The following is a 23949-nucleotide window of genomic DNA, read 5'->3' on the forward strand; positions in this document are numbered from 1 at the left end:
TGCTTCATCCTCCCTATTCGGCCGCGAGGGCCGGCGCGCGGTCGAAATCCTCGGGGAACAGGCGGATGGCGGAGAGCACCGGCATGGGCGTGAGGCCGCCCATGGCGCAGAGCGATCCGTCCGTCATCAGCTCGCAGAGGTCTTCGATGAGCGCGATGTTGCGGGCGACATTCTCGCCCCGGAGTATCTTCTCGACGGTTTCCCGGCCGCGGACCGCGCCGATCCGGCAGGGCGTGCATTTCCCGCAGCTTTCCTCCTCGCAGAATTCGAAGGCGAAGCGGGCCATCTCGGCCATGTCAACACTCTCGTCGAACACGGTGATGCCGCCATGGCCGAGCATCGCCTTGTTCTCGGCGAGTGCCTCGTAATCCATCGGCAGGTCGAGCATCTCGTCCGAGACATAGGCGCCAAGCGGGCCGCCGAGCTGCGCGGTGCGGAAGGGACGCCCGGTCGCCGTGCCGCCGCCGAACGTTTCAATGAGCTCCCGGATGGTGACGCCGAAGGCCTTCTCTACGAGGCCGCCGCGCCTGATATTGCCCGCGAGCTGGAAAGCCTGGGTGCCGCGCGAGCGGCCCATGCCGAATTCCTTATAGAAATCCGCGCCTTTGGCGAGGATCATCGGAACGGTCGCGAGCGTCAGGACGTTGTTCACCACCGTCGGCTTGCCGAAGAGGCCGTGGATCGCCGGGATCGGCGGCTTGGAGCGCACCGTCCCGCGCCGACCCTCGATGCTGTTCAGCATCGAGCTTTCCTCGCCGCAGATATAGGCGCCGGCGCCGCGCCGGATCGAGACGCGGAAATCCTTCCCGCTGCCGCGGATATTGCCTCCAAGCCAGCCCGCCTCCTCCAGTGCCTCGATGGCGCGGCTCATCTTGGAAATCGCGTGCGGATATTCTGAGCGGATATAGACGATGCCCCGCCGGGCACCGGTCGCCAGCCCGGCGATCGCCATGCCTTCGAGCAGGGTGAAGGGATCGCCTTCCATCAGCATGCGGTCGGCAAAGGTCCCGCTGTCGCCCTCGTCGGCGTTGCAGCAGATATATTTCTCCGCCGTCTCCTGCTTGCGCACCGTGTGCCACTTGATGCCGGCGGGAAAGCCCGCGCCGCCGCGGCCGCGGAGGCCGGATTGCAGCACCGCCTCGCAGATCGCCTCGCCGGTCATGGTGAGTGCCGTCTTCAGGCCGGCGAGCCCTCCATGCGCCTCGTAGTCCCTTACGGAAAGCGGATCGATCACGCCTACGCGGGCGAAGGTCAGCCGCTCCTGGTTCTTGAGGTAATCGATCTCCTCGGTCGGGCCGAGGGCGAGCGGGTGATCGCCACCGGCAACGATCGCTTCGAGCAGACCCGAGGCCTCGCCCGGCGGTACCGGTCCGAAGGCCATCCGCCCATCCGGGCCCTCCCATTCGACCAGCGGCTCCAGCCACAGGAGACCGCGCGAACCATTGCGCACAAGCTTCAGATCGAGACCGCGCTCTCCGGCCGCAACCATCAGCGCCTTCGCGACCCGCTCTGCCCCAACCGAGAGCGCAGCGGCATCGTCCGGGACATAGAGGATCATGCTCATCGCCCCGCCTCCAAGATCGCGGCGTCGAGCGACGGACCGTCGGCGCGCCCGAGCAGTTCGCTGCCGACCATCGCCGCCGGCGCAAGTGCACAATTGCCGAGACAATAAACCGGCTCGAAGGTGACGCCCGCCGCCGTCGCCTCGCGCAAGGTCACGCCGTAACGCGACAGGATCTCCTCGGTCAGGGCTTCCGCCCCCATGGAGCGGCAGGCCTCGGCCTGGCAGATCTTGACCGTGACCCGACCGCCCGGCCTGGTCCTGAAATCATAGTAGAAACTGACGACGCCGTGGACCTCTGCCTTGGAGAGATTCACGCACTCGGCAAGTGCAGGGACGCACATCTCCGGGATGTATCCGAGCTTGTCCTGCAAATCGTGCAGGATCTCCAGCAGCATCGGCGCCTGATTGCCATATTCGGCGCAGAGCGCGCGCACCTCAAGAATCTCGGGCCGTTCGGCGGTCGCCGGCATGAGCATATCTCGCAATGGTTTTGTCGCATCCCCGCTTTCCCGCAGGTTGAGACAGAAGCATTTACGAGTAGCGCCGCGCGATCCAATCGTTAGTACCGATGGATCGATTGATATCCTCTATGACGCAAGCGAAGCGCCGAGGGACAACCCCGGTCTGTGTGCTGGCTAATCATCCTCTCCGGCGGGCTCAGCCAGCGGAAAACTGATGAAGATGCGCGAACGGGATGCAGAGAATTCACGCTCGATTCTGCCACCGAGCTCAAGCTTGATGCTGGCATCGATGAGGCGCGTGCCGAAACCCTTGCGCCCCCCGTTTCCGGACAGATCCGCAGGACCGTCGTCCGGCGCCGCGCCCGGACGTTCCTCGATCCATTCGAGCTGCAGATGATCTTCGTCTTTGACAAGTTCCCAGGACACCTTCAGACGGCCGTCCCCATCGGAAACGCCGCCATATTTGAGGGCATTGGTGGCAAGTTCGTGGAAGGTAAGGCCAAGGGCCTGTGTTGCGGTCTCCCCAAGCTTGACCGATGGACCGTCGACCGCGCCTTCGGAAATCGCATCCCCGAAAACCTGCTGCAGCTCTCCACGCAGCAGCGTCTCGAGGTCCGCATTCAACCTGCCGGAGCTGGTCAGCAGATCCTGTGCGTTCGCCATCGCCTGCATGCGCGCTTCGAAGGACCGGCTGAAATCCTCCAGCGTCTCCGAATTCAACGCAGTCTGCCGCGCCATGGCGAGGATCCGGGTGATCGAGTTTTTGATCCGGTGCTTGGTCTCGTGCAGCAGAAGGTCCTTCTCCTCCACCGCCTTTTCTGTCAGTGCCTGGATTTCCCGGGCCGCTTCCATCGCACGGACCTGCAGCCGTGCAACCATGGCAAGCGCGCCAGAGAGCAACAGGAAAATCGCTCCGAGGACAGTGGTACGCCAGTAACGCGACGCGTCGAAGAAAGCCTTGGTCTCGTGCGCCGTGATGGTCCAGGAGCGCCCTGCGATGGGGAGCTTGCGCTCGACGGTGAACCTGCTCGACGCTGAAATCTCATCGTATCCATCCGAGTGGAACAGGAGCTCGGACTGCCCGTCTGTCGTGTCTCGGGTCTCGACGACGAGCGGGAGCCGGTCCGACCGTTCCAGCGCCGCCCGATGGAAGTCGCCGGCCCGGAAGGCGGCATAGACGAATCCGATCGGCTCGGCCCGATAAGCGACCCCGGTTCCCGAGCGGTAGAGCGGCGTATAGACGAGGAACCCGGCCTGCTTGACCGATGTCACCTCCTGCACCAGCGATACCGGTGCGCTCGCTGTATCCTGCCCGGACTCGATCGCGGTCTGCATCGCGCGGCGGCGCAGGGGCTCGCTGAACATGTCGTAGCCGAGCGCGGCCTCGTTCCGGAAATTGTGCGGTTCGAGCAGGACGATGACCGCGCGCCGGTCCTGATCCGTTTCCGGCCAGGCCTTGATCGCCCAGTCGTAGTTCCGCTCCAGCTCCGCCTCGACGTCCCGCTCCCGGCCGGCAGGCAGGAACCGCGCAAAGCCGAGGCCCTGCAGGCCATCGAACCGCTGCTCGATTTCCAGCCCGTCGACATAGGAGATGAAGTCCTGCCGGGACACGGTGCCGCGGCTGGTGGAGAAATAGGCGTTGGTCGCACGCAGCAAAGCCAGAGAGCGCCTGAGACGCTCGCCGATACGGTCGACCGTATCGTCGGCAAGAGCCTCGAAACGCGCCTGTTCGGCGGCTTCTTCGGCCCGGTAGACAACGATCGTCGTCGCGAGGCCGATCGATCCGACCAGAAGAAAAACAAGCAGCGGGAAATATCGGCTCAAGAATGCGGTCCTTGAAAATTCGTTAACTTTTTTACGGCCTCCCCCGCGCTTCCGCAATTCTTTCAATTTGAAGCAATTCCGACCCGCCTCTCGAGCCGAAACCGGGGGAGATCAGCAGCTTCAACAAACCGGAATCTGAGAGAGGAAGAAGGTCAGCGAAAGGCGGGAGGAACAAATTCGAGCCTTAATCGTTGTCACTATAACTGCAGCAACGCTGAGCGTTCTTACAAAAAAGAAAGCCGCACGACTGCAGACGGAATTCCAACTCCCGAGAGGTTTAGGCCGGCGCTGTCGCTCCCCTGACGGCGCCGGCAATTTTTTATTCTTCTTCGCGTTGCTGGAACGTCAGGCGGTAGGAAACCCGGTCGTCGTCATAGCGGTACTCGGCCTCGCCGCCGACCGCGTTCGGGACGACACGCTGCAACACGATGCTGCCGAAGACGCTCTGGTCCGCGATCGCATCATCGCTGAGCGTCAGGCCCTTCCGGTTCTCCGACCAGGTGACGGCAACCCGCGGGCACTCGTTCTTCTTGCGGGCCGCGGCGCAGGAGATTTCGATCGGCGCGCCGCCGGCACGCATCGTTCCGGCGCCGGCCGCGTTGACCACAAGCTCATGCAGCGCAAGTCCGACATGCAGCGCCTCGTTCGGGTTGAGCCAGAGATTCTCGCCCGTGACGGAGACAGAACCGGGCACTTCCGGCAGGTACTTTTCGATCTGCTGTTCGGCAAGCTCGTAGAAACGGGCGCCGCGCCAGCTCGAATCCGTAATCAGGTCCTGGGATTGAGAAAGGGAATGGAGACGGCCGAAGAATTTGCGCTTGAAGAACTCCAGATCGGGCGCAAAACGTGCGGTCTGGTTCGCGATGCTCTGAATGATCGCCAGCAGATTCTTCGAACGGTGACTCAGTTCCCGCAGCAAGGCGCGCAGAATTCTCTCCCGGCGCCGTTCCTCTGTCAGATCGATGATCGTCGTCATGACAGAGACGGATCCGTCGGCCGCGCGGATCGGCTCGGCATGGATCTCGAAGAACAGCTCGTCTCCCGGGGAGATTTCGGTCCGCCGCTTTTCCCCGGCCTCCAACGCCTCGCGTTTCAGCGCGGCGATTTCGGCGCCGCTGTCGGCACCGAAAATGGCGGTGTCCTCAGGGTTGCCCGCCGCATCCACCGACCAGCAGTCCGGGAGGTTGGCGATGAACACATAACCGAGATCGGCGCCCTGGAGCGTCACGCAGACGCCGGACCGGATCAACGCCCGGACCAGATAATCGCTGAGTTCGGACTCGTTCTGGCCCGCCTTCTTCCAGGTCAGAGACTCCGTCACAGCCTTCGAACCTCCCCAAAATCCCGAATCGGCTGCGGGCGCCGCAACCTCGCAGCGCCCGCTTTCCCGGCCGGGCCGGCTAATTCACTAGACCCGCCTGAACAGCCGCGCCAGAAGCGAAACCACGAACAGAACGAGGAAAAGGAAAAACAGAATTTGTGCGATACCGGCACTTGCACCAGCCACACCCCCAAAACCAAGAACGCCGGCAACGACCGCGACAAGAAAGAAAAGAAGTGCATAGAAAAGCATAACAGCCTCCGTTGTCTTGATAGAGATGAAACGCTTTTCTGGTCTTTTCGTTCCGCGATCGCCGAAATTTTCAGCTACCGGGCATCAATTCATTCGGCTGCCGCCGCCGGAACCTCCCGCATGAAGAACAGGGCCTGACTGATCAGCGCCTTGACCATGTCCGGGTTGAACGGCTTCGTGACCAGGAAGGCCGGCTCCGGCCGCTCTCCGGTCAGGAACCGCTCTGGAAACGCGGTGATGAAGATCACCGGAATATTGCTGTCGGTCTTCAGAATATCGTTCACCGCGTCGATCCCCGAACTGCCGTCGGCGAGCTGGATATCGGCGAGAACCATCTTCGGCTTGGTGCGGGCAAAAAGGTCGACGGCCTCGGAATGGGTCCGCGCGATGCCGGTGACTTTGTGCCCGAGGGATTCGACCATCTGCTCGATATCCATCGCGATCAGCGGCTCGTCCTCGATGATCATGATGTCGGTCTCGACCTGGCGGGAGATCTCCTGCGACGCCTCATTGAGCAACGCGCCGACGCCGACCTCGTCCTGCCCGAGGATCTCGCCTATCTCGGCATGAGAGAAACCTTCGATCACGGCCAGAAGAAACGCCTGACGCGCCACCGGAGGCACCGCAGCGAGATTTGCCGCCGCCCGTTTTTCCCAGGCATAGGGAGAGTCTTTCGGTTCGATCTCGATCGGAACGGAACCGAACAGGCGGGCGAAGAGTTTAAACAGGGACACGCGGTCGCTGGATGTTTCCGGGAAGCAGGAAACGTCGGCGATCAGCGCCTCGAGGGTTGCCGCGACATACGCGTCCCCGGACGTCTGCGACCCGCTGACAGCGCGCGCATGGCGGCGCAAGCTCGGAAGATGCGGAGCGACGCGAGTGGATAAAGACATGAAACGAACTCCCTCAGAGCCCTCGAAACGGGCGGTTCACCGACGTATAACGGACGGGCTGAAAAAAAGTTCCCCGGGTTCGGAACTTTTTTGATCGCCGTGCGTTTAATTGCCGACTGACGCAGGTGGGAAAGAGATCCATGGCCGACACAAACAACACGGACAACCGGGGACCGGCCCTCAACGGACCGCCCCGCGACAATGACGTAAACGCCCAGATTTCCGGGAAGTTGCGTGAACTTTACGATTCCGTCCGCGAAGAGGCGATCCCCGACCGTTTCCTCGACCTGCTCGAGAAACTCGACGAGGCGGAACAGAATTCCAAGCTGGCGGTGAAGAAATGAGCGCGGACCGATCGACGGCCGGCGCCGCTGCCGCCGGTTTCAAGCGTGACATGATTGCGGCATTGCCCAATCTCCGCGCCTTCGCCGTCTCCCTGATCGGCGCCTCCGACAAGGCCGACGATCTGGTTCAGGACACGATCATGAAAGCCTGGGCCAAGCAGGACAGCTTCACCCACGGCACCAACATCAAAGCCTGGCTCTTCACCATCCTGCGCAATGAGTTCTACAGCCAGATGCGCAAGCGGGGCCGCGAGGTGCAGGACAGCGAGGGCACCTTGACCGAGCGGCTCTCCGTACATCCGGAACAATACGGTTCGCTCGACATGCGGGATTTCCGCAGGGCGCTCGACACCCTGCCGGAAGACCAGCGCGAGGCGTTGATTCTCGTCGGCGCCTCCGGGTTCTCCTACGAGGAGGCCTCGGAAATCTGCGGCTGTGCCGTCGGGACGATCAAGAGCCGGATCAACCGCGGACGGCAGAAGCTGCAGGAGATTCTCTATATCGAGGGCCCCTCCGACTACGGTCCGGATGCCCTTTCCGCACCTGTCACCTCCCAGGCATTCGTCGCCTGATCCCGGCTTATTTCCTGCCCAATACCGGTTCGACCCGTCCACATTCCGGAGAGTCCAGATGCGCGTCGTTGCTGTCCTGAACCGCGACGGCGGCACCTTCAAGACCACCGATATCGAGGCCTATTGCGACGTCCTGCGGCGGAGCTTCTCCGCGAACGGACGCGAGATCGACTGCCGGCCCACCTCCGGCAAGGAGATCGTCGCAGCACTTGAGAACGCGGCCGGCGAGGACAAGTACGATGCCCTGATCGCCGGCGGCGGAGACGGCACGGTCTCCGCCGCAACCTCGATCGCCTGGGAAAGCGGCAAGCCGCTCGGCGTGCTGCCCGCCGGAACGATGAACATGTTCGCCCGAGCGCTCGGCCTGCCGCTCGACCTTGAACAGGCCGCCGAGGCTCTGGCGGAGGCCGACACGTCTCCCTGCGACATCGCTACGGCCAACGGGCGGCCCTTCGTGCATCAGTTCTCCGTCGGTATGCAGCCCCGGATCATCCGGGACCGCAACAGCTTCCAGTACTATTCCCGGATCGGGAAGATGGTCGCGGGACTCCGGGCCACGCTGGCGACCTTCCACAGGCCGCCGGCCTTTCCGGCCACGATCAAGACAGATGACGATCACCGAGAAGGCCGCTACAGCCTGATTGTCGTCAGCAACAACCTCTATGGCGACGGGCATCTGCCTTACGCGGACGATCTGACAGGCGGTGTTCTCGGCATCGGTCAGGCCGCCCCGCTCAAGCCGCACCAGAACCTACAGCTGATTGCCGATTTCCTCGTCGGAAACTGGCGCGCCAACCCCGATTTCGAGATGGAGCCGGCGCGCTCGGTCACGCTCGAATTTCCGAAGCTGACGCGCAAGGCGAAAGCCACCATCGACGGCGAACTGGTCAGGCTGGAAAAAAATGTGGAACTGAAAATCCACCCAGGTGCGCTCACGGTTCTCAAATCGAAACCGTGAAGCTCGCCCCGGGCGAGGCAAACCCTGAAAGCTCCTCCGAGCGTTAGTCAGCCTCGCCGCCGCCGGTTTCCGACCCGTTATTGCCAAGAGCGAAATAGGCCAGCGCTGCGCCTGCCGCGGCCATCACGGCGAGATTGGATCCCTTGAGCATCGGCAATGCTGTCAGCGCCGTCGAGACCGTTTCGGCACTCGCGCGCCGTACCTCGGCCTCGCGCCGCCGCTCCGTCGCATTGATCGCCACCGCGATCGTGGCGACAAGGACCGCGAGGGCGGCCGAAACCACCCCCACGATCGCGAGCGCGCCCGGCAAACCGAGCTGCCCGGCGAGCCAGAGCGTGCCAGCGACGAGAACCGCGCCGTAGGCCGTCGCCCCGAACAGGCCGGAAACCGCCGCGAGGACCACGTTGCGCCGCGCTCGGGCCGCAAGGCGCTCCGCGTTCCAGGCCGCGATCCGTCCGATATGGGCTGCAAGTCGTCCGATCACGGCTTAACGCCTGATCAGATAGCCCGCGACGAGGCCGATCCCGGCCGCGATCGCGATCGAACGGAGGGGCCGTTCGCGCACACCGGTGCTGACGCCGTCCTCGATCCGTTTCAGATCGTCCCGGACACGGCGCGCAGCCGCGCCCGACCGTTCGGCTGCCTTGGACGCCATGTCCTGACCGCGGGCCTTTGCCTCGCCGGCCTTGCTCCGGCCTAGATCGGCGAAGCTGCCCGCAAGCGCCGCGACGTCCTCGCGCAGCGCGGCAAGCTGGCTCTCGATATCCTCCTGGGGGGCGTTCTTGCCGTCGGTTGCCTTCTTGGCCGTGGTGGCATTCGCCTGAGCGGTCGCCATGATGAACTCCTTTCGGGTATGGGGGAAAAGTGCGGGGTTCCGGACCGGGCCGGCACCCCGCCGCCGGAACTGTCGCCGGCAATTGCACGCTCGATCAGCGCAGGATCACGATTTCCGGATCGTTGTCGTAGGCCTCCGCACTGAAGGCCGGATGCGCCTCGAGTTGGGCCTGGGTAAAGGGCATCTGGACCACGATGTCGCCATCCGTCCGGTCCATCATCACCCGGCCGGTACCGGACCCGAGGGCAACGCGCTTCTCGCCGATACCGAGGAAACCGCCGACATCGACGACATAAGCTTCGACCCGATTGCCGCCAGCAAGCAGAACTCGGCTGATCTCGCCGATATCCTCCTTGTCGGCTCCAAAGACTTGTGCGCCGACCAGCTCCTTCGGCTGGACCGTCGCCAGGTCCACCGGCATCAGGTCCTTGTCGTCCGGCATGTAGGCACCGAGGGCCTTTTTCGTACCCGTCTTGAAGTCGCTGAACGCCTTGTCGACGTCTTTCATGTCCGGCGCCGAGATGCTGAGACCGGTGAGCTTCTCGAACTTCTCGCGGTCATATTCCGGCGCGGCCTCGAGTTCGGCTTTGGAGGCGTTCACCGTCAGGCGGCGGCCGTCCTCCAGCGGGATCCACACGAGACGGTCGATATCGACGGCGACGTCCTTCTCGCCGATGCCGAGCACGCCGCCGACACCGATCACCGTCGCCACGACGATGCCGTCCGTGGTCATCACGATATCGTTGATGTCGCCGATCGGTTCGGCGTCACTGGCAGCGGAATTGTAGACCGCCTGGCCGATCAGCACGGAGGCGAGGATCTGGTCTCGCTCGACCTTGTGGTAGGAGTTCGCGCTCGCGGCGCTTCCGGCCTTGGTTTCATTGCCAAAAACAACCTTGCCGGTCGCGGCGCCAGACGACGCGGCCCCCGACAGAACCACGGCGGCGCTCAATGCCGTCGTTGCAAGAAGATTGCGGATCATAATTTCCTTCTCCTCATAGAATAAAATTTCCACATCTCGTAATTCAAAGCGCTTCGATGAAATACCGTGCGCTTACAAAGGAGAAACGCCGAAAGCCCATTTATTGTTCCTTGTCTGTCAGATAAAAACGAAAACCCCCGCGATGAGCGCGGGGGTTGTCTTATTATGTAGTTTTTTATTTTACTGCGGGGCGACCGCAACGGAGTCCGTCTTGGTCACCTGACCGCGGGCGATGATGACAACGCGACGATTCAGCTGCTCACGCACGCCGTCGCCAAGCTCGACGGCCGGCTTGCTCTCGCCTTCCGGCTCGACCTCCAGCTTTTCGTAGTCGCCGAGAGTCATGCCCTGGCGACCAAGCTCCGTACGGACCGACTGAGCGCGGTCGGCGGAAAGCTTCATGTTGTAGTCGGCGGGGCCGGAGGTATCCGCATGCCCCTCGATATAGAGGGTAACGACCGGCTGAATGCCTTTCATCTCGGTCACGAAGGCGTCGATCTTGGCCTGCTCGGCCGGGCGGATCGAGGAGCTGTCAAACCCGAAATACACGGTCTCACGGGCAATCTCTTCAACGACAGTGGTCACCGTGGTCGTCTTCGGCGCCGGCTTCGCCTCGGACACCTTCGGCTGCATTGCGAGCTCCAGCGCCGCCATCGCGGCATCAAACTCCTGCTTGCAGGCCGCAATATGCGCCGGCTGATGACCTTCCTCCTGCTGCTCGACCCAGCAATCGTATTTCGCCTGGGCGTGTGCCGCCTGCTTCGGCGCCGTCGTACGCGCGCCCTTGTCGAACAGAGCGATCATACCGGCACGGGCCATTTCCAGCTCTCGCAGCTTGAGCGGATCCTCGATGCTCCACTCCTTCGGGTCGGACGGCATCGGGGTCTGGCCTTTCGCGGCCATCATGCCTTTCTCGGCGTGGTTCTCGGCGTCGATCCAGTCATACATCTCGTCCGCCTCGAATATCGTGAGATCCTTGTACTCGCGCACGAGGTTCGCGCGGAAATCGTCGCCGGCCGGAACCTCCTTGCGGATCTCCTCGACCTGTTCGAAGAAAATGTTGGCGTCCGCATTGGCCGGAACAAAGGCCAGAAACGCCATCGGAACGGTGCTGAGCAGATACTTTTTCATGATTGCCTCCTGAAACGATCAAACATCTGTGCTGTATTCAGAATGCGGCCCCGCCAAATCCGGGACGCCTTCCCTCTGAATTTCTTTGTCCGGCCTTCTCAAACCCGACATATTTACAAAACGCGCAAACAGAAAAAATGTTCCCGGAATTTTTATTATTTTTATCCAAACAAAAAAGCAGCCGCATAAACCGCGACTGCTTTAAATTTATTTTTTCATACACCGTTCAATCTACAATTAATTGAAACAAGCAAAATTTTTACTTGTCCGTTGCATCCTCAATCGCATCGCCGGCCTGCTCGACGGTATCGTCGATGCTTTCGCCAAGCTGTTCGGCGGGCCCCTGGCGGTCACAGGCCATCAGGCCGAGCGTACCGGCGGCGACGAAGGCAATCACCAGAAGAGTGCGCAGCTGAAGGGGGATATTCATCACGGAGTCCCTTTCGGTCTTGTGAAGGTCGGCGGCGCGGATGCGCCCGCTTTCTGATGAGTCAACGTCCGGCCGGGCAAATGGTTCCGCCGGTTTTGTTTCCTGCGGCGAAATCGTAGGCCAGCTTGCCGAAAACGGCGATCGGAGCGGCCAGGAATGCCCCCGGCATGCCCCAGCACCAGGTCCAGAACAGCATGGAGAGGAAAACCAGGATCGGATTGAGGGTCATCTTCCGCCCCATTACGACGGGAGTTACCGCGTAGCACTCGATCGCATTGATCATTGCGAAAGCGGCCGGAGCCGCCGCGATCTGGAGCGGCGTCTCGAAACTCGCAAATCCGGCCAGGGTCAGCACCGCGATCATCGCGAACGGACCGACGAAAGGCAGGAAATTCAGAAAGAAAGCGAGCACGCCCCAGATCGCCGGATTGGGCAGACCGATCGCAAACATGGCGAGCGCAGTCAGCACCCCCACCGCGAGATTGATCGCCGTCAGCGAGCGGACATAGGTCGAGAATTTCTCCTGCACCGCATTCATGAATGCAACGAAGCGGGTCCGGTCGGATACCCGGCGCACCAGGGCGCGCACCGTCTTCCGGCCTTGCGCCAGGAGCATGTAAAGCAGCCCGAGCGTGATCGCCATCTGCGCGAAGGTGAGCCAGGTGTAGCTGGCAAGCTGCTCCAGCATGGACGGGCCGCGCACCACGACCCTGGCGTCGTTGCCGCCACCGTTGTCTGCCATGTTCTTGATTTTCTCGGTGGCCTCGGACGCCTGCTCTATGGAGTGCCTGAGCCCCCAGAACTCGCGCTCCAGCTTACGCAGCATTGCCGGCAGTTCGTCGAGCCAATAGCCGGCAGGTTCTGTCAGCTGGAACAAAGCGAACGCGCCGGTGCCGATAAGCCCGGCAAGAACCGCAAGGGCGCCGAGCCAGTCCGGCAGGCCGACGGACTTCATGGTCCGGACGGCCGGATAGAGAATGACGCTGAGAAACAGCGCGAGGAAGATCGGAAGGAAAAGCTCGGAGGCGAGATAGAGTATCGAGCCGGCCGCGAACAGAAACAGTCCGATGACGGCGACGGACTCAGCGTCGCGCATGCACTGCCTCCACGCGGCCGGCTCGCCCCCTACATCGTCACGGCTGCCGGCTCGATCCAGCAAGGACATTGCCCCCCTCTCCGCGCCGTCTGGATCAGACGGCGACGTTCGAAGGACGACGCGGTCCGGCAAACAGCCAGATCAGCAGACCGATGACCGGCAGCAGCAGGATCAACAGGATCCAGACCAGCTTGTTGACGCCCGGCGCGCGGCTCGCGAGCACCTGAATGATGGCGTAGATATCGGCGATCAGAACGACGAGGCCGAACAGGCCGGAAAACAGTTCCATTGGTCCCACTCCGGAAATTTGTCTCTGTCCAAAGAACGCGCGGACGGCGAAATAGTTCCGGAAACCTCTCCCGGTCGCTCAGGAGAGATTGGTTTGACCGGCACGCCGAGGGACGAGGCCGATCAGCAGCGAAGCGAGGACCGCGGCCGGAAGGACCCAGGCCTCCCAGGTACCCAGCGTCGCAAGCGTAGCCCAGCTGGCAAAGCACCAGGCAAGCGGCAGAACGGCCAGCAGGGCGGCGCGCGGCGTCCATCCCGCGGCCGCCACGGCCCCGAGCGTCACGATTGCCGTCGGGTCGGGCGTGAGCGCAAACAGCTCGCCGCCGCTGATCGGGCGTCCTGCCATCACCGATAGGAACGGGTGCAGGAAGATGCCGTAGGCGGCGAGGATGGCGCCGCCCGCCCGCCGAACCTTGCAGGCGCAAGGCCGCAGCGCATCACCGTAGATACCGAATGCGCTCAGGAGGATTGCCTGGGCAAGAAAGCCCCACGCCAGATCGCCCGCAAGCCAGTTTATCGTCGCGTAGCGGGGCAGGAATGCAAGTGCGCCGACCGTCCAGGCCAGCGCGAGGATTCCGGCAATCGTCCGCCCGGACCTCGGGCTCTGACGGAGTATTGCGGCAACAACCATCGCTCCCGCGGCGAGTGCGCCGAACTGGCCCGGCCAGAGGGCCGCATTGTGCAGCTCGAACAGGCGCCAATAGACTTCCTCGGAGAACAGCAGGAAGTCCTCCGGGCTGTAGGTCAGCCAGACGTCCATCACATATCCCGGATGAAGGCCGCGAGGCGTTCTCGCACAGCGTTATCTAGGAGCGGCCCGCTTGCCGCCTCGACATTCTCGCGCGCATGTTCCGGTTTCGTCGTCGCCGGGATCGGGAGGGTCTCCGCCGGAGCCGAGAGGATGAATTTCAGGACGATCTGCGCCCAGCTCAAAGCACCGGTTTCAGTCACCCAGTCCGGAAGCGTCACGCGCTCAAGGCGCCGGGTCAGGTCGCCGCGGCGGAACGGACGATTGACGATCACGGCAATACCGCGCTCGCGCGCCAGCGGCAGGATGCGTTCCTCGACCTCGCGATCGACGGGATTGTAGGTCACCTGGATGAAGTCGAGCTGACGGGACTGCATGACCCTCTCGAACAGGTCGTGCCGCCGTCCGTGCGAGGTGGTGATGCCGAGATAGCGCACCTGGCCGGCCTCCTTCATCGCCGCGAGCGTGTCGAGATGCGCCTCCCAGCCGACGAGGTTATGCACCTGGACGAGATCGAAGCGCGGCACGCGCCAATAGGCGCGCGACTGCGCGATCTGCGACGGCCCCTCTTCCGTGTCGCCGGTCCAGACCTTGTCGGCGGAAAAGACATCGCCGGTCCGGCCCAGCGTCTCCAGTCCCGCGCCGATGACGTCCTGCGCGGAGCCGTACATCGGAGAGCTGTCGATCATCCGTCCTCCGGCATCGAAGAAGGCGCGCATCACCTCCGCCGATGAGGCGCGCAGGACCGGATCGTTCCCGACATTGAAGGTGATCCAGCTCCCGAGGCCGACCGCGGGCACGCGCTCTCCGGAGGACGGGATCGTGCGCATGAGCGGCGCGGAACCGCGTGCAGCTCCGGGAACGAGCGGGATCGACAGTGCAGCGACGGCACCGGCAAGAAATCGTCGGCGGGTCGCGCCGGAGAAAGGCGGCTTCGGTTCGATCATACCGATTATCTGGGCCGCCGGCGGCCTCAGGCAACCGCGAACAGCGCGATTTCGACGGCCGACGGCAGACGCGCGCCGGTGCCGACGAAGAGCGTGCGGTTGACCCAGTCGTAGCGCGGGTCGCCGGTCTCGAGATGCGCTGCGGTGCGCATGTAGTACGCATCCGGATCGACCGCCTCGCCCGCCGCGAGCTGCGCGATCACATCCGGCGGACCGTGCCGGAAGCCCTTGTTCACGACCTCGATCAGCGCCCCGTCCGGGGTCTCGAAGGCATAGCGCGCGTCGAGAAAGGCGCAGCCGTCGTCATAGACCGTCTGCCAGTCCGCCCCGACATTCAGGATCGTTCCGTTCAGCTCCGGCCCTTCGACCTTTCCGCCGACGATGGGAATGATCCTGCGCTTTCCGGCCCGCCCGCGCCCGAGTTCGCGGATCGGCGACAGTTCCACCGTCAGCGTGCAGACCGGACGCAGTCCCGGCGCGGCCCTCATCTCAGGCGAACCCGAGCAGGCGGGCGGCGTTGTTCTTCAGGATGTCGGGCCGGATCTCGTCCTTGATGCTGATCTGCTCGAAATCGGCGAGCCAGCGCTCCGGCGTGATCATCGGCCAATCCGAGCCGAAGAGGACCTTCTTTCGCAGGATCGAATTGCAGTAGCGCACCAGGATTTCCGGGAAATATTTCGGGCTCCAGCCGGAAAGGTCGATATAGACGTTCGGCTTGTGCTGGGCGACGGCGAGTGCCTCCTCCTGCCAGGGGAAGGAGGGATGGGCGAGGATGATCTTCATCTCCGGGAAGTCGACCGCGACATCGTCCATATACATCGGGTTGGAATATTTCAGCCGCATCCCGTTGCCGCCCGGCATGCCGGAGCCGACTCCGGTCTGCCCGGTATGGAATAGCGCGATGCAGCCCTCCTCCGCGATCGCTTCGTAGAGCGGGTAGGCCATGCGGTCGTTCGGGTAGAAGCCCTGCATGGTCGGGTGGAACTTGAATCCCTTTATCCCGAAGTCGCGGATCAGGCGGCGCGCCTCGCGGACCCCCATCTTGCCCTTCCAGGGATCGATGGAGGCGAAGGGGATCAGCACGTCGTCATTCTCCGCCGCGAGCTCCGCCACTTCCTCGTTCTTGTAGCGCCGGTAGCCGGTCTCGCGCTCGGCATCGACCGGAAAGATCACTGCGGCGATGTTCTGCTCGCGGTAATGCTGGGCGGTCTCGGGCACGGTCGGCGGATGGCTCCAGGGCGCGCGGAAGTATTTCGCCATGGTGGCCTGCAACTCGTCATAGCCGTCGTCGGTATGGCAGCCGCAGGGCTCTTCGGCGTGGGTGTGGATGTCGATCGCACGGACCTTGGAGATATCGACCATGGTTGCTTCCTTCAGATCCTTGTGACGGCCGGATCGCCGTCGTCATAGAGCCGCTCCAGCAGCGCGGCGCGGCGCTGCAGGATACGGCGGAAATTGAGATTGCCCTTGGCGGTCATTTCGGCCTCCGGCATCGAGGCCGGCTCGGCGAGCACGATGGCGCGGCCGACCCGGGTCGAGCTGCCGGAGATCTCCCGCGCCCGGCCAGCCAGCCGGCGATGGATGTCGCCGAGCAGCAGCTTGTCGGTCAGCGCGCCCGCCTCTTCGTCCAGAGCGTAGCCCTCCCGCTCAAGCTCGGCGAGGTTCGGGAAGATCATCACTCCAATCTCGTCCCTGTCGGCCCCCGTCACGACAAGGTCGGCGGCGAGCGGCGCGAGACAGGAGAGTACATCGATCCGGAGCTGGGCCGCTCTGACCCAGGTGCCGGTCAGCAGCTTGAAGTCCTCGGAGATACGGCCATCGAAGCGCATACCCCGGTTGTGATCGGTCGGGTCGACGAATGTCATGGCGTCACCGGTGATGAAGAAGCCCTCCTCGTCGAACGCCTCCTTCGTCTTTTCCGGCGCCTCGAAATAGCCGGGCATGATGGTCGGACCCTTGACACGTACCTCGCAGCGCATGTCCGCATCCGGGATCAGCTTGACCGTGACGCCATTCAGCGGCACGCCGACGACGCCGGAACGTTCGGTCGGCTCCATCTGCATGAGCGCGGCGGGTGCGGTCTCGGTGAGGCCCCAGGAAGAGGTGATGAGCGGCACTTCGCCCTTCACCTCGGATGCCATCCGTTCCAGCCCTTCCCAGACTTCCTGCGGCAGGGAAGCCCCGGCATAGAAGATAAGGTCGAGATCCTCAAAGAAACGCTGCCGGAGGTCCGCATCGTCGGTCAATGCCTTCAGCAGCATGGAGAACCCGACGGGCACGTTGAACGAGAGCGTGCCGGGCATCAGCGAGAGGTTCTCCACCGTGCGCTCGAACAGCCCCTTCACCGGTTTGCCATCGTCAATATAGAGGCTGCCGCCGTTCGCCAGCATCATGTTGAAATTGTGCGAACCGCCGAAGACATGGTTCCAGGGCAGCCAGTCCGTGATCCTCGGCGGACGCTTGCGCAGGAACGGCAGGGCGTCCGCGATCTGCGTCTGGTTGGTGCACATCATCCGGTGGGTCGTCAGCACGCCCTTCGGGTCGGATGTCGAACCGGACGTCATCAGGATCTTGGCCACGGTGTCGGGCGTAATCGCCGCGAAAGCCGCATCGACATCAGGGCCGGCTTTCACCTTCAGCAGATCGTCGAAGGCCGTGACACCCGCACCTCCGCCGGCGCGGCTCGCGACGATCTCGACCCCCTCGAAAATGTCGAGCGCAAGCGCCTCCGCGTACTGCGCAGCATCCACGGTATAGGCCATTTTAGGCTTCACGAGTTCGACGGCATGACGGAGCCGGTTGTGGGCGCCGTGCACGAGCGAATACTGCTCCGCCACGGGAACGATGGGCGCACCGATATATTGCGCCGCCAGCGCCAGCAGGCCGTGGTCGACACCGGCGCCGGAGAGCACGATGATCGGCGTCGTTGTGTCCATCCCGCGCTCCAGCAACGCGGCGGCAAGTGCCCGAACCTTCTGCAGTACCGAACCGTAGCGCTCCTCACGCCAGCCGGCGCCACTGCGCTCGGCAAGGAACACACGGTTCGGTGCCTCCCCGGCCCAATGGTGCAACCAGTCCCCGGTGCACCTCACCACCGGGCCAAGCGGATAGGACGAGCGCAGGAGGATGCTGCCATCCGGCCTGTCCTCCCTCTCGGTCCGATGCGGCTTGAAATTGCTGGCGCGCTTGATCATCCGGCGCCTCCGTTGCGGATCAGCGTCATGGCCGTGGCGACCGTCGCGCGCATTTCCGGCGTCAGCCGCTTGAGTACCCGCGCCTCATGGCGCTCCGCCGCCGTCATCGCCTCCTCGCTAAGCTGCCGCCCGGCACGCGTGACATTGAGCGCATAGGTGCGCCTGTCGGTCTTCAGCCGGTCACGCGCGATCAATCCACGGCGCTCGAGCTCGTCAACGATGACGACCAGATTGGGCCGCTCCATATCCATCACATCAGCGAGTTGCGACTGGCTGAGACCCGGATTGGACATGATCAGGACCAGTGCCGTATAGGACGTCATCCGCAGGCCGAACGGTTTCAGGGTCTCGGTCAGATCCGATTGGATCACGTTGAAGGCGCGCTTCAGACGGTAGCCGAGAAAGCGCTCCAGCAAGCGGTCCGACACCTCGCTGTCCGGCGGCGGGACGATCTCCGCTTTCGCAGATCTCATGCGCCGGCCCCGAAGCTCGGCACCCGCTTCTCGAGAAAGGCCGCCAGCCCTTCGATCGCGTCGGGACTTGTCTGCGTCAGCGCCGCACAGAGGCTCTCGGTGAAGAGACCATCAGCCTTCGACATGTCCTCAATCCGGGCCAGGGCCTGGATCATGATGTAATTCGACAGCGGTGCGTTGGTGGCGATCTTGGCGGCGAGATCGAGCGCCATGTCGAGCGCTTCGCTGTCGCCGACCGCGTAATGGGCCAATCCGAGAGCGAGCCCCTCCTCCGCCGAGTAGCGCCGACCGGTCAGCATCATCTCGATCATCCGGTCCGCGCCGAGGATCCGGCCGACCCGGACGCTGGCGCCGCCGCCGACGAAAATCCCGCGCCGCCCCTCGGGCAGCTGGAAGATCGTCGAGGGTTCGGCGATCCGGACATGGGTCGCGGTCGCAAGCTCGAGGCCGCCACCGATCACGGCGCCGCTCATGGCGGAGACCACCGGCAAGCCGCCGAACTGCACCCGGTTCATGACCTCGTGCCAGGCCCGGGAATGACGCATGGTTCCCTCGGCGTCCCGCGCGACATGCTCGCTGAGATCCAGGCCGGAGCAGTAATGCTCTCCTGACCCGGTCAGCACGGCGGCCTTCACCCCCGTCGGCGGCGCCTTGAAGAAACCGTCGATGGCATTCAGCAGCGCATCGCTCATGGCATTGCGCTTCTCCGGCCGGTTCATCGTCAGCAGCGCGATCTCGCCGCGCGTCTCGATCTTTAGGACGGGTTCGCTCATGGGCATTCCTCAGCGCCGCGGCAGCCGCACCGCGCCGTCGAGGCGGATGGTGGTGCCGTTCAGATAGGGGTTGGTGATGATCTGCCCCGCGAGCAGGGCGTATTCATGCGGTTCGCCGAGCCGGTCCGGGAAGGGGATGTTCTCGGTGATCTTCTTCGTCACCTCTTCCGGCAGGCATTGCATCATCGGAGTGTGGAAGAGGCCCGGCGCGATGGCGACGACCCGGATGCCGAACTGGGCAAGCTCCCGTGCCGCGGGGAGGCAGAGCGACGCGATGCCGCCCTTGGAGGCGGCATAGGCGGTCTGGCCGAGCTGCCCGTCCTCGAAAGCGACGGAGGCGGTATTGATGATCACGCCGCGCTCGCCGCCGTCCAGCGGCTCCAGTCCAGATATCAGGCGGGCCGCGTGACTCATCACGTTGAAGGTGCCGAAGAGATTGACCTTCAGCGTGCGTTCGAAGACGTCGATGGAGAGCTTGCCCTCCCGGCCGACGATGCGGGCGGCGGTGCCGATCCCGGCGCAGTTCACGGCGATGCGCGGAGCCTCACCAAGGTCTTCGGCGGCGCTTTCCAGCGCAGCGCCGACGGCCTCCGCGTCGCTGACATCCACCTTGCGGAACAGTCCTCCGATCTCCTCCGCAACGGCAGCGCCGCGCTCGGCATCGAAATCGAAGATCGCGACCTTCGCCCCTTCGGCAGCCAGATGGCGCGCCGTCGCGGCCCCGAGGCCGCTTCCGCCGCCGGTAACGATGGCCGCATTTCCGTCAATGCGCATGGCTCGGATCTCCGTCAGGTGAGCAGGAACAGCGTGATCGAGGGAAACAGCACCAGCAGGATCACGCGCAGGATGTCGGAGGTGACGAACCAGAGCACCGCCTTGTAGGTTTCGGCGATCGGCGTCTCACGATCCATCACATTGATAATGAAGAGATTCATCCCCACAGGCGGGGTTATGAGCCCAACCTCGACGACGATCAGCACCAGAATGCCGAACCAGATCGCCATATGCTCCGGGCTCATGCCGAAATCGAGCTGGCTCACCACGGGGAAGAAGATCGGAATGGTCAGCAGAATCATCGAGAGGCTGTCCATCAGGCAGCCGAAGATCAGGTAGAAGACCAGGATCAGGCTCAGGACCAGCCACGGGCTGAATCCCTGGCCGACAACCCAGCCGGACAGCTCCTGCGGCACCTGGCTGAGGGCGAGGAAGCTATTGTAGAGCCCGGCGCCGAGGATGATGAAGAAGATCATCGCGCTGCTCTGCGCCGTCGAGATGATGCTCTCTTTCAGGCTCTGCCAGGTCAGGCTCCCCTTTGCCAGCGCGACCAGTCCGGTTCCGGCCGCACCGACCGCCGCGCCCTCCGTCGGCGTGAACCAGCCGAGATAGATCCCGCCGACCACGAGACCGAAGACCAGAAGAACCGGCCAGACGTCGATCAATGCGCGGAAGCGCTCGTCATATTCCACAGGCTCGCGTGTTCCCGCCGCTTCCGGGTTGCGCCGGACATAAAGCGAGATGGTGATCATGTACCCGAGCGCGGCCAGCAGGCCGGGCACGAAGGCCGCAGCGAACAGCTTGGCGATATTCTGCTCGGTCAGGATGGCGTAGATCACCAGAATGACCGAGGGCGGAATCAGGATGCCGAGCGTGCCGCCGGCGGCCAACGTGGCGGTCGCGAAACCGCCCGAATAGCCGTATTGCCGGAGCTCCGGCAGGGCGACCTTGCTCATGGTCGCCGCCGTCGCGAGGGAGGAGCCGCAGATCGCGCCGAAGCCGGCGCAGGCGCCGACCGCGGCCATCGCGACTCCACCACGCCTGTGCCCGAGCCAACTTTCCGCCGCCTTGAACAGGGCCGAGGACATGCCCGAGACGGTGGCGAACTGCCCCATCAGAAGGAACATCGGAATGATGGTCAGCGAGTAGCTGGAGAAGGTGGTGTAGGTCTCCGACTTCAGCTTCGCCATGAACATCGCACTGCCGCCGGTCGCGAGATAGAGCCCGCCGATCCCGCAGAGGAACATCGCGAGACCGATCGGCGCGCGCAGGAAAATCAGGACAAGAAGGACCGGAAAGGACCAGAAACCGAGTTCAAGCGGACTCACGGATCAGTTCCCCCCGATGGCGAGCGGATTGCGGCCGGAGACCAGCGCAACCACCCGCGAAATGGCGACATACAAGGCAATGAGGCTGGCGATGACCGCCGCGGCGAAACTCGCGCCGTAGGCCCACCAGATCGGAAACTGCAACAGGAACGTGGTCTCGCCGTTGCGCAGCTTGCTCTGGAATCCCTCGAACAGGCGCCACGCGACGAGCATCACGATCACAGTGAAAACGACTTCCCAGAACGTGATCAGGAAGCGGTTTACCCGGCCCGGGAGCTGATCGGAGAGAATATCCACGGTCGCATGGCCGCCATACAGCTGGCAGATCGGCAGGAATGCGAAAATCGCGAAGGCGATCCCGGCCTCGACCAGCTCGAAATCGCCGGTTACGGGCGCAACGCCGGTCGCCAGCAGGGCCTCTCCCAGCACAGGGAAAAGCTCCGACAGAAAGGCGCTGTGGCCGAAGGTGTTCAAACCGCGCCCGAGCACGCTGATGCAGGTGACGGCAATCAGCGTCAGCAGCACGGCGCCGCCAAGCAGGGCCATGAAACGGGCGAGCCTCGTCGCGAATGCGGACATGGAAGCAGCTCCGGGTATCGTAGGAGAGCGCGGGAGCCCCGGGCCGGTTTTCGGTCCGGGGGGGCGGGGGTATTGCGCCGCCCCGGGCTTCTTGGTCCGGGCCGCCGCCCTCGCGAGCAACGCGTCGCCGTCGAGGCCCTTTTCCTTCATCTCCTTCAGCCACGCGGCTCTGACCGGCTCCGCAGCCGTCTTCCACTCCGCGACCTGCGCCGCGGTCAAAGTGGTGATGCTGTTGCCGCGATCCGCCGCGGCCTTGCGCGCGGGAGCGTCGTCGCGCTGCATCTGTGCACCGGCAAAAGCGGAAAACTCGATGCCGGAATTCTTGTCGATGACCGCCTTCAGGTCGTCCGGCAGGCTGTCCCACTTGTCCTTGTTCATCGCGAAGATAAAGGTCGTGGTGTAGAGCACGTCATCGCCGAACTCGGTGTGGGTGCCAACCAGTTCCGGCACCTTCAGGGCCCCGGTCACTTCCCACGGAATGACAGTTGCGTCGATCACGCCCTTGGAAAGCGCTTCCGGCACCGCCGGCACGGGCATGCCCACGGGCGTGGCGCCGAGCGTCGAGAACAGCATGTTGGTCACGCGCGTCGGCGCGCGCAGCTTCACACCGTTCAGATCCCCGACCGAGGTGATCGGCGACTTGGAATGGATGACGCCCGGACCGTGGACCCAGAGCCCCAGGACCTTGAAGGCCTTGAAGTCGCTGTCCATCATGGTTTCCTCGGCGAGTTCCCAATAGGCCCGCGAGGTCGCCTCGGCATTGGTCATGGTGAAGGGAAGCTCGAAGACCTCGGCGCGCGGGAAGCGGCCCGGCGTGTAGCCGGAGACGGTCCAGATGATGTCGGCGACGCCGTCGATCGCCTGATCGATCAGCTCCGGCGGCTTGCCGCCGAGCTGCATCGCCGGAAAGCGCTGGATCTCGATGCGGCCGTTCGAGTCCGCCTCGATCTTGTCGGCCCAGACATGAAGAATGTTTTTCGGGACATTGGCCTGCGCCGGCAGGAACTGGTGCATGCGCAGGGTCACTTCGGCGGCAGACGCCACACCGACACCGAAGGCGAACGCGGCAACGGCCGCGACCGCACGGGTCACGCTCACGCGGATAAAGGTCATGGTTTCCTCCCCATATGACCGGTCTTTGGCGGAGGCTTGGACGCCTCTCTTCCAATTAGTTATTCAACATAACTATTTCGGGAGGAAACAGACAAGGTGACTGGCAGTCAAGAGGTGATCTTCTGCGTGCGCCCGTAGAACAGCAACATCGTGATGATCACGCCGCCGTAGATCACCTGCCGCCCGGCCTCGGGCATCTGCATGATCGAGAGCACCGATTTCAGCAGAACGATCAGGATCACGCCGATCAGCGTGCCCACATAGCGGCCCTGGCCGCCGAGAATGCGGGTGCCGCCGATTACCACGGCGGCGATGGCGGGCAGAAGGAACTCGTTGCCCATCCCCTGATAGGCCTTGTTCGAATAGCCGGCGAGCAAGGCGCCTGCGATACCGGCGCAGGCTCCGGAGGTGACGAAGGCGCCGACCACGACAAGGCGGGTCCGGATACCGGAGAGATAGGCCGCCGCCTCCCTATTGCCGGTCGCGTAGATCGAGCGACCGAATGACGTCCGCCGGAGCATCACCGCGACCAGGATCGAGACCGCCGCCCAGACATAGATCGCCGAGGGAATGCCCAGCACGTGATCCGCGGCAAGGAACCGCATCAGCGGCGTCGCCTGATCCTGCGGGGCGAAGCCACCTGTATGCGCGACCATGAGCCCGCGCAGGACGGAATCGACTCCGAGCGTGAAGATCATGGAGGGAATGCGCAGATAGGCGACCCCGATGCCGTTCACGAGGCCGACCAGAATGCCCACCGCAAGCGCGGTCGGCAGGGCCATCGGCCCGCCCACGGCGGCGGCCATCATCGCCGCGGCGGTCAGCGTCCAGGGCACCGAGAGATCGATATTGCCGAGCAGGATGACCACCATCATCCCCGCCGCGACGATGCCGAGGAAGGATCCGGTCTGCAGCTGCTGCAGGAGATAGGTGGGCGAGAGCAGCGGCGCACTGCCCTGCGTGGAGAGCGTGTATCCCGTGCCGATCGCGAGGATCACGGCGACGAATCCGAGCGAGATCCAGATCGGCTTGTCTTCCGGTTTCATGCGGGCGAGCCAGTTTTTCATCA

At 63.7% G+C, this 23949-nt stretch carries 27 protein-coding genes; 3 read left to right on the plus strand and 24 right to left on the minus strand.

The features are described from left to right. Window positions 1-13: 13 nt before the first annotated feature. The 6 genes from IG122_RS10010 to IG122_RS10035 form a co-directional block, all read right to left on the minus strand. Complete coding sequence (locus IG122_RS10010; RefSeq protein WP_193183042.1) at window positions 14-1564, minus strand: formate dehydrogenase beta subunit; 1551 nt, start codon at window positions 1562-1564, stop codon at window positions 14-16. Continuing rightward, window positions 1561-2034 carry an NAD(P)H-dependent oxidoreductase subunit E gene (locus IG122_RS10015; RefSeq protein WP_193183044.1) on the minus strand — a complete coding sequence of 158 codons (474 nt, stop codon included), beginning with the start codon at window positions 2032-2034 and terminating at the stop codon, window positions 1561-1563. The genes IG122_RS10010 and IG122_RS10015 overlap by 4 nt, the downstream gene beginning before the upstream one ends. Before the next feature lie 165 nt (window positions 2035-2199). Continuing rightward, window positions 2200-3849 carry a CHASE domain-containing protein gene (locus IG122_RS10020; RefSeq protein ID WP_193183046.1) on the minus strand — a complete coding sequence of 550 codons (1650 nt, stop codon included), beginning with the start codon at window positions 3847-3849 and terminating at the stop codon, window positions 2200-2202. Between the two features lie 319 nt (window positions 3850-4168). Continuing rightward, window positions 4169-5170, minus strand: coding sequence for a sensor histidine kinase (locus tag IG122_RS10025; RefSeq protein WP_319024856.1), 1002 nt, complete (start codon window positions 5168-5170; stop codon window positions 4169-4171). Between the two features lie 87 nt (window positions 5171-5257). After that, window positions 5258-5422, minus strand: a complete 165-nt coding sequence (locus IG122_RS10030; RefSeq protein WP_193183048.1) for a DUF1328 domain-containing protein — start codon at window positions 5420-5422, stop codon at window positions 5258-5260. A gap of 89 nt (window positions 5423-5511) precedes the next feature. Further along, complete coding sequence (locus IG122_RS10035) at window positions 5512-6315, minus strand: response regulator (RefSeq protein WP_193183050.1); 804 nt, start codon at window positions 6313-6315, stop codon at window positions 5512-5514. Between the two features lie 140 nt (window positions 6316-6455). On the opposite strand from IG122_RS10035, the gene IG122_RS10040 reads away from it, so the two are divergent. From IG122_RS10040 to IG122_RS10050, 3 genes are read left to right on the plus strand one after another with little or no spacing between them, the layout of a single operon-like run. Then, window positions 6456-6659 (plus strand): NepR family anti-sigma factor, encoded by a 204-nt coding sequence (locus IG122_RS10040; RefSeq protein WP_193183052.1) that lies wholly within the window; start codon window positions 6456-6458, stop codon window positions 6657-6659. After that, on the plus strand, window positions 6656-7231 hold the full coding sequence (locus IG122_RS10045) for an RNA polymerase sigma factor (RefSeq protein ID WP_193183054.1): 576 nt from the start codon (window positions 6656-6658) through the stop codon (window positions 7229-7231). Before IG122_RS10040 ends, IG122_RS10045 begins: the two co-directional genes overlap by 4 nt. 58 nt (window positions 7232-7289) lie before the next feature. After that, window positions 7290-8189 (plus strand): diacylglycerol/lipid kinase family protein, encoded by a 900-nt coding sequence (locus IG122_RS10050; RefSeq protein WP_193183056.1) that lies wholly within the window; start codon window positions 7290-7292, stop codon window positions 8187-8189. Window positions 8190-8232: 43 nt separating this feature from the next. Here IG122_RS10050 and IG122_RS10055 read toward each other — a convergent pair whose 3' ends face one another. The 18 genes from IG122_RS10055 to IG122_RS10140 form a co-directional block, all read right to left on the minus strand. Then, entirely contained in the window at window positions 8233-8673 is a 441-nt protein-coding gene (locus IG122_RS10055; RefSeq protein WP_193183058.1) for a hypothetical protein, read from the minus strand. Window positions 8674-8676: 3 nt separating this feature from the next. Continuing rightward, window positions 8677-9024, minus strand: a complete 348-nt coding sequence (locus tag IG122_RS10060; protein ID WP_193183060.1) for a DUF883 family protein — start codon at window positions 9022-9024, stop codon at window positions 8677-8679. 94 nt (window positions 9025-9118) lie between these two features. Next, window positions 9119-10006, minus strand: a complete 888-nt coding sequence (locus IG122_RS10065) for a PRC-barrel domain-containing protein (RefSeq protein ID WP_193183062.1) — start codon at window positions 10004-10006, stop codon at window positions 9119-9121. 180 nt (window positions 10007-10186) lie between these two features. Continuing rightward, window positions 10187-11137, minus strand: coding sequence for an OmpA family protein (locus tag IG122_RS10070; protein WP_193183064.1), 951 nt, complete (start codon window positions 11135-11137; stop codon window positions 10187-10189). A 259-nt stretch (window positions 11138-11396) separates the two neighbouring features. Then, window positions 11397-11567, minus strand: a complete 171-nt coding sequence (locus IG122_RS10075) for a hypothetical protein (protein WP_193183066.1) — start codon at window positions 11565-11567, stop codon at window positions 11397-11399. Window positions 11568-11628: 61 nt separating this feature from the next. Then, window positions 11629-12663, minus strand: a complete 1035-nt coding sequence (locus IG122_RS10080; RefSeq protein ID WP_193183069.1) for an AI-2E family transporter — start codon at window positions 12661-12663, stop codon at window positions 11629-11631. A 94-nt stretch (window positions 12664-12757) separates the two neighbouring features. Beyond that, the gene (locus IG122_RS10085) at window positions 12758-12952 is read right to left on the minus strand and encodes a PLDc N-terminal domain-containing protein (protein ID WP_193183071.1); all 195 of its coding nucleotides are present in this window, start codon (window positions 12950-12952) and stop codon (window positions 12758-12760) included. A gap of 78 nt (window positions 12953-13030) precedes the next feature. Next, window positions 13031-13711: a DUF6064 family protein gene (locus tag IG122_RS10090; protein ID WP_193183073.1), complete on the minus strand. Its 681-nt coding sequence runs from the start codon at window positions 13709-13711 to the stop codon at window positions 13031-13033. After that, the gene (locus IG122_RS10095) at window positions 13711-14646 is read right to left on the minus strand and encodes an aldo/keto reductase (RefSeq protein WP_193183075.1); all 936 of its coding nucleotides are present in this window, start codon (window positions 14644-14646) and stop codon (window positions 13711-13713) included. Before IG122_RS10095 ends, IG122_RS10090 begins: the two co-directional genes overlap by 1 nt. A 26-nt stretch (window positions 14647-14672) precedes the next feature. Then, on the minus strand, window positions 14673-15134 hold the full coding sequence (locus IG122_RS10100; protein WP_193183077.1) for a DUF3237 domain-containing protein: 462 nt from the start codon (window positions 15132-15134) through the stop codon (window positions 14673-14675). Between the two features lies 1 nt (window position 15135). Next, window positions 15136-16008: an amidohydrolase family protein gene (locus IG122_RS10105; RefSeq protein WP_193183079.1), complete on the minus strand. Its 873-nt coding sequence runs from the start codon at window positions 16006-16008 to the stop codon at window positions 15136-15138. 11 nt (window positions 16009-16019) lie between these two features. Beyond that, window positions 16020-17840, minus strand: coding sequence for a feruloyl-CoA synthase (locus tag IG122_RS10110; RefSeq protein WP_193183081.1), 1821 nt, complete (start codon window positions 17838-17840; stop codon window positions 16020-16022). Further along, on the minus strand, window positions 17837-18313 hold the full coding sequence (locus tag IG122_RS10115; protein WP_193183083.1) for a MarR family winged helix-turn-helix transcriptional regulator: 477 nt from the start codon (window positions 18311-18313) through the stop codon (window positions 17837-17839). Before IG122_RS10115 ends, IG122_RS10110 begins: the two co-directional genes overlap by 4 nt. After that, on the minus strand, window positions 18310-19086 hold the full coding sequence (locus tag IG122_RS10120) for a crotonase/enoyl-CoA hydratase family protein (RefSeq protein WP_193183085.1): 777 nt from the start codon (window positions 19084-19086) through the stop codon (window positions 18310-18312). The genes IG122_RS10115 and IG122_RS10120 overlap by 4 nt, the downstream gene beginning before the upstream one ends. A 9-nt stretch (window positions 19087-19095) precedes the next feature. Next, complete coding sequence (locus IG122_RS10125) at window positions 19096-19860, minus strand: SDR family NAD(P)-dependent oxidoreductase (RefSeq protein WP_193183087.1); 765 nt, start codon at window positions 19858-19860, stop codon at window positions 19096-19098. Window positions 19861-19874: 14 nt separating this feature from the next. Further along, on the minus strand, window positions 19875-21188 hold the full coding sequence (locus IG122_RS10130; RefSeq protein ID WP_193183089.1) for a TRAP transporter large permease: 1314 nt from the start codon (window positions 21186-21188) through the stop codon (window positions 19875-19877). Between the two features lie 3 nt (window positions 21189-21191). Further along, window positions 21192-22880 (minus strand): TRAP transporter substrate-binding protein DctP, encoded by a 1689-nt coding sequence (gene dctP / locus IG122_RS10135; RefSeq protein WP_193183091.1) that lies wholly within the window; start codon window positions 22878-22880, stop codon window positions 21192-21194. Window positions 22881-22987: 107 nt separating this feature from the next. Then, window positions 22988-23947, minus strand: coding sequence for an ABC transporter permease (locus tag IG122_RS10140; protein ID WP_193183093.1), 960 nt, complete (start codon window positions 23945-23947; stop codon window positions 22988-22990). Window positions 23948-23949: the final 2 nt, after the last annotated feature.

The sequence above is a fragment of the Nisaea sediminum genome (assembly GCF_014904705.1).
Lineage (GTDB): Bacteria > Pseudomonadota > Alphaproteobacteria > Thalassobaculales > Thalassobaculaceae > Nisaea > Nisaea sediminum.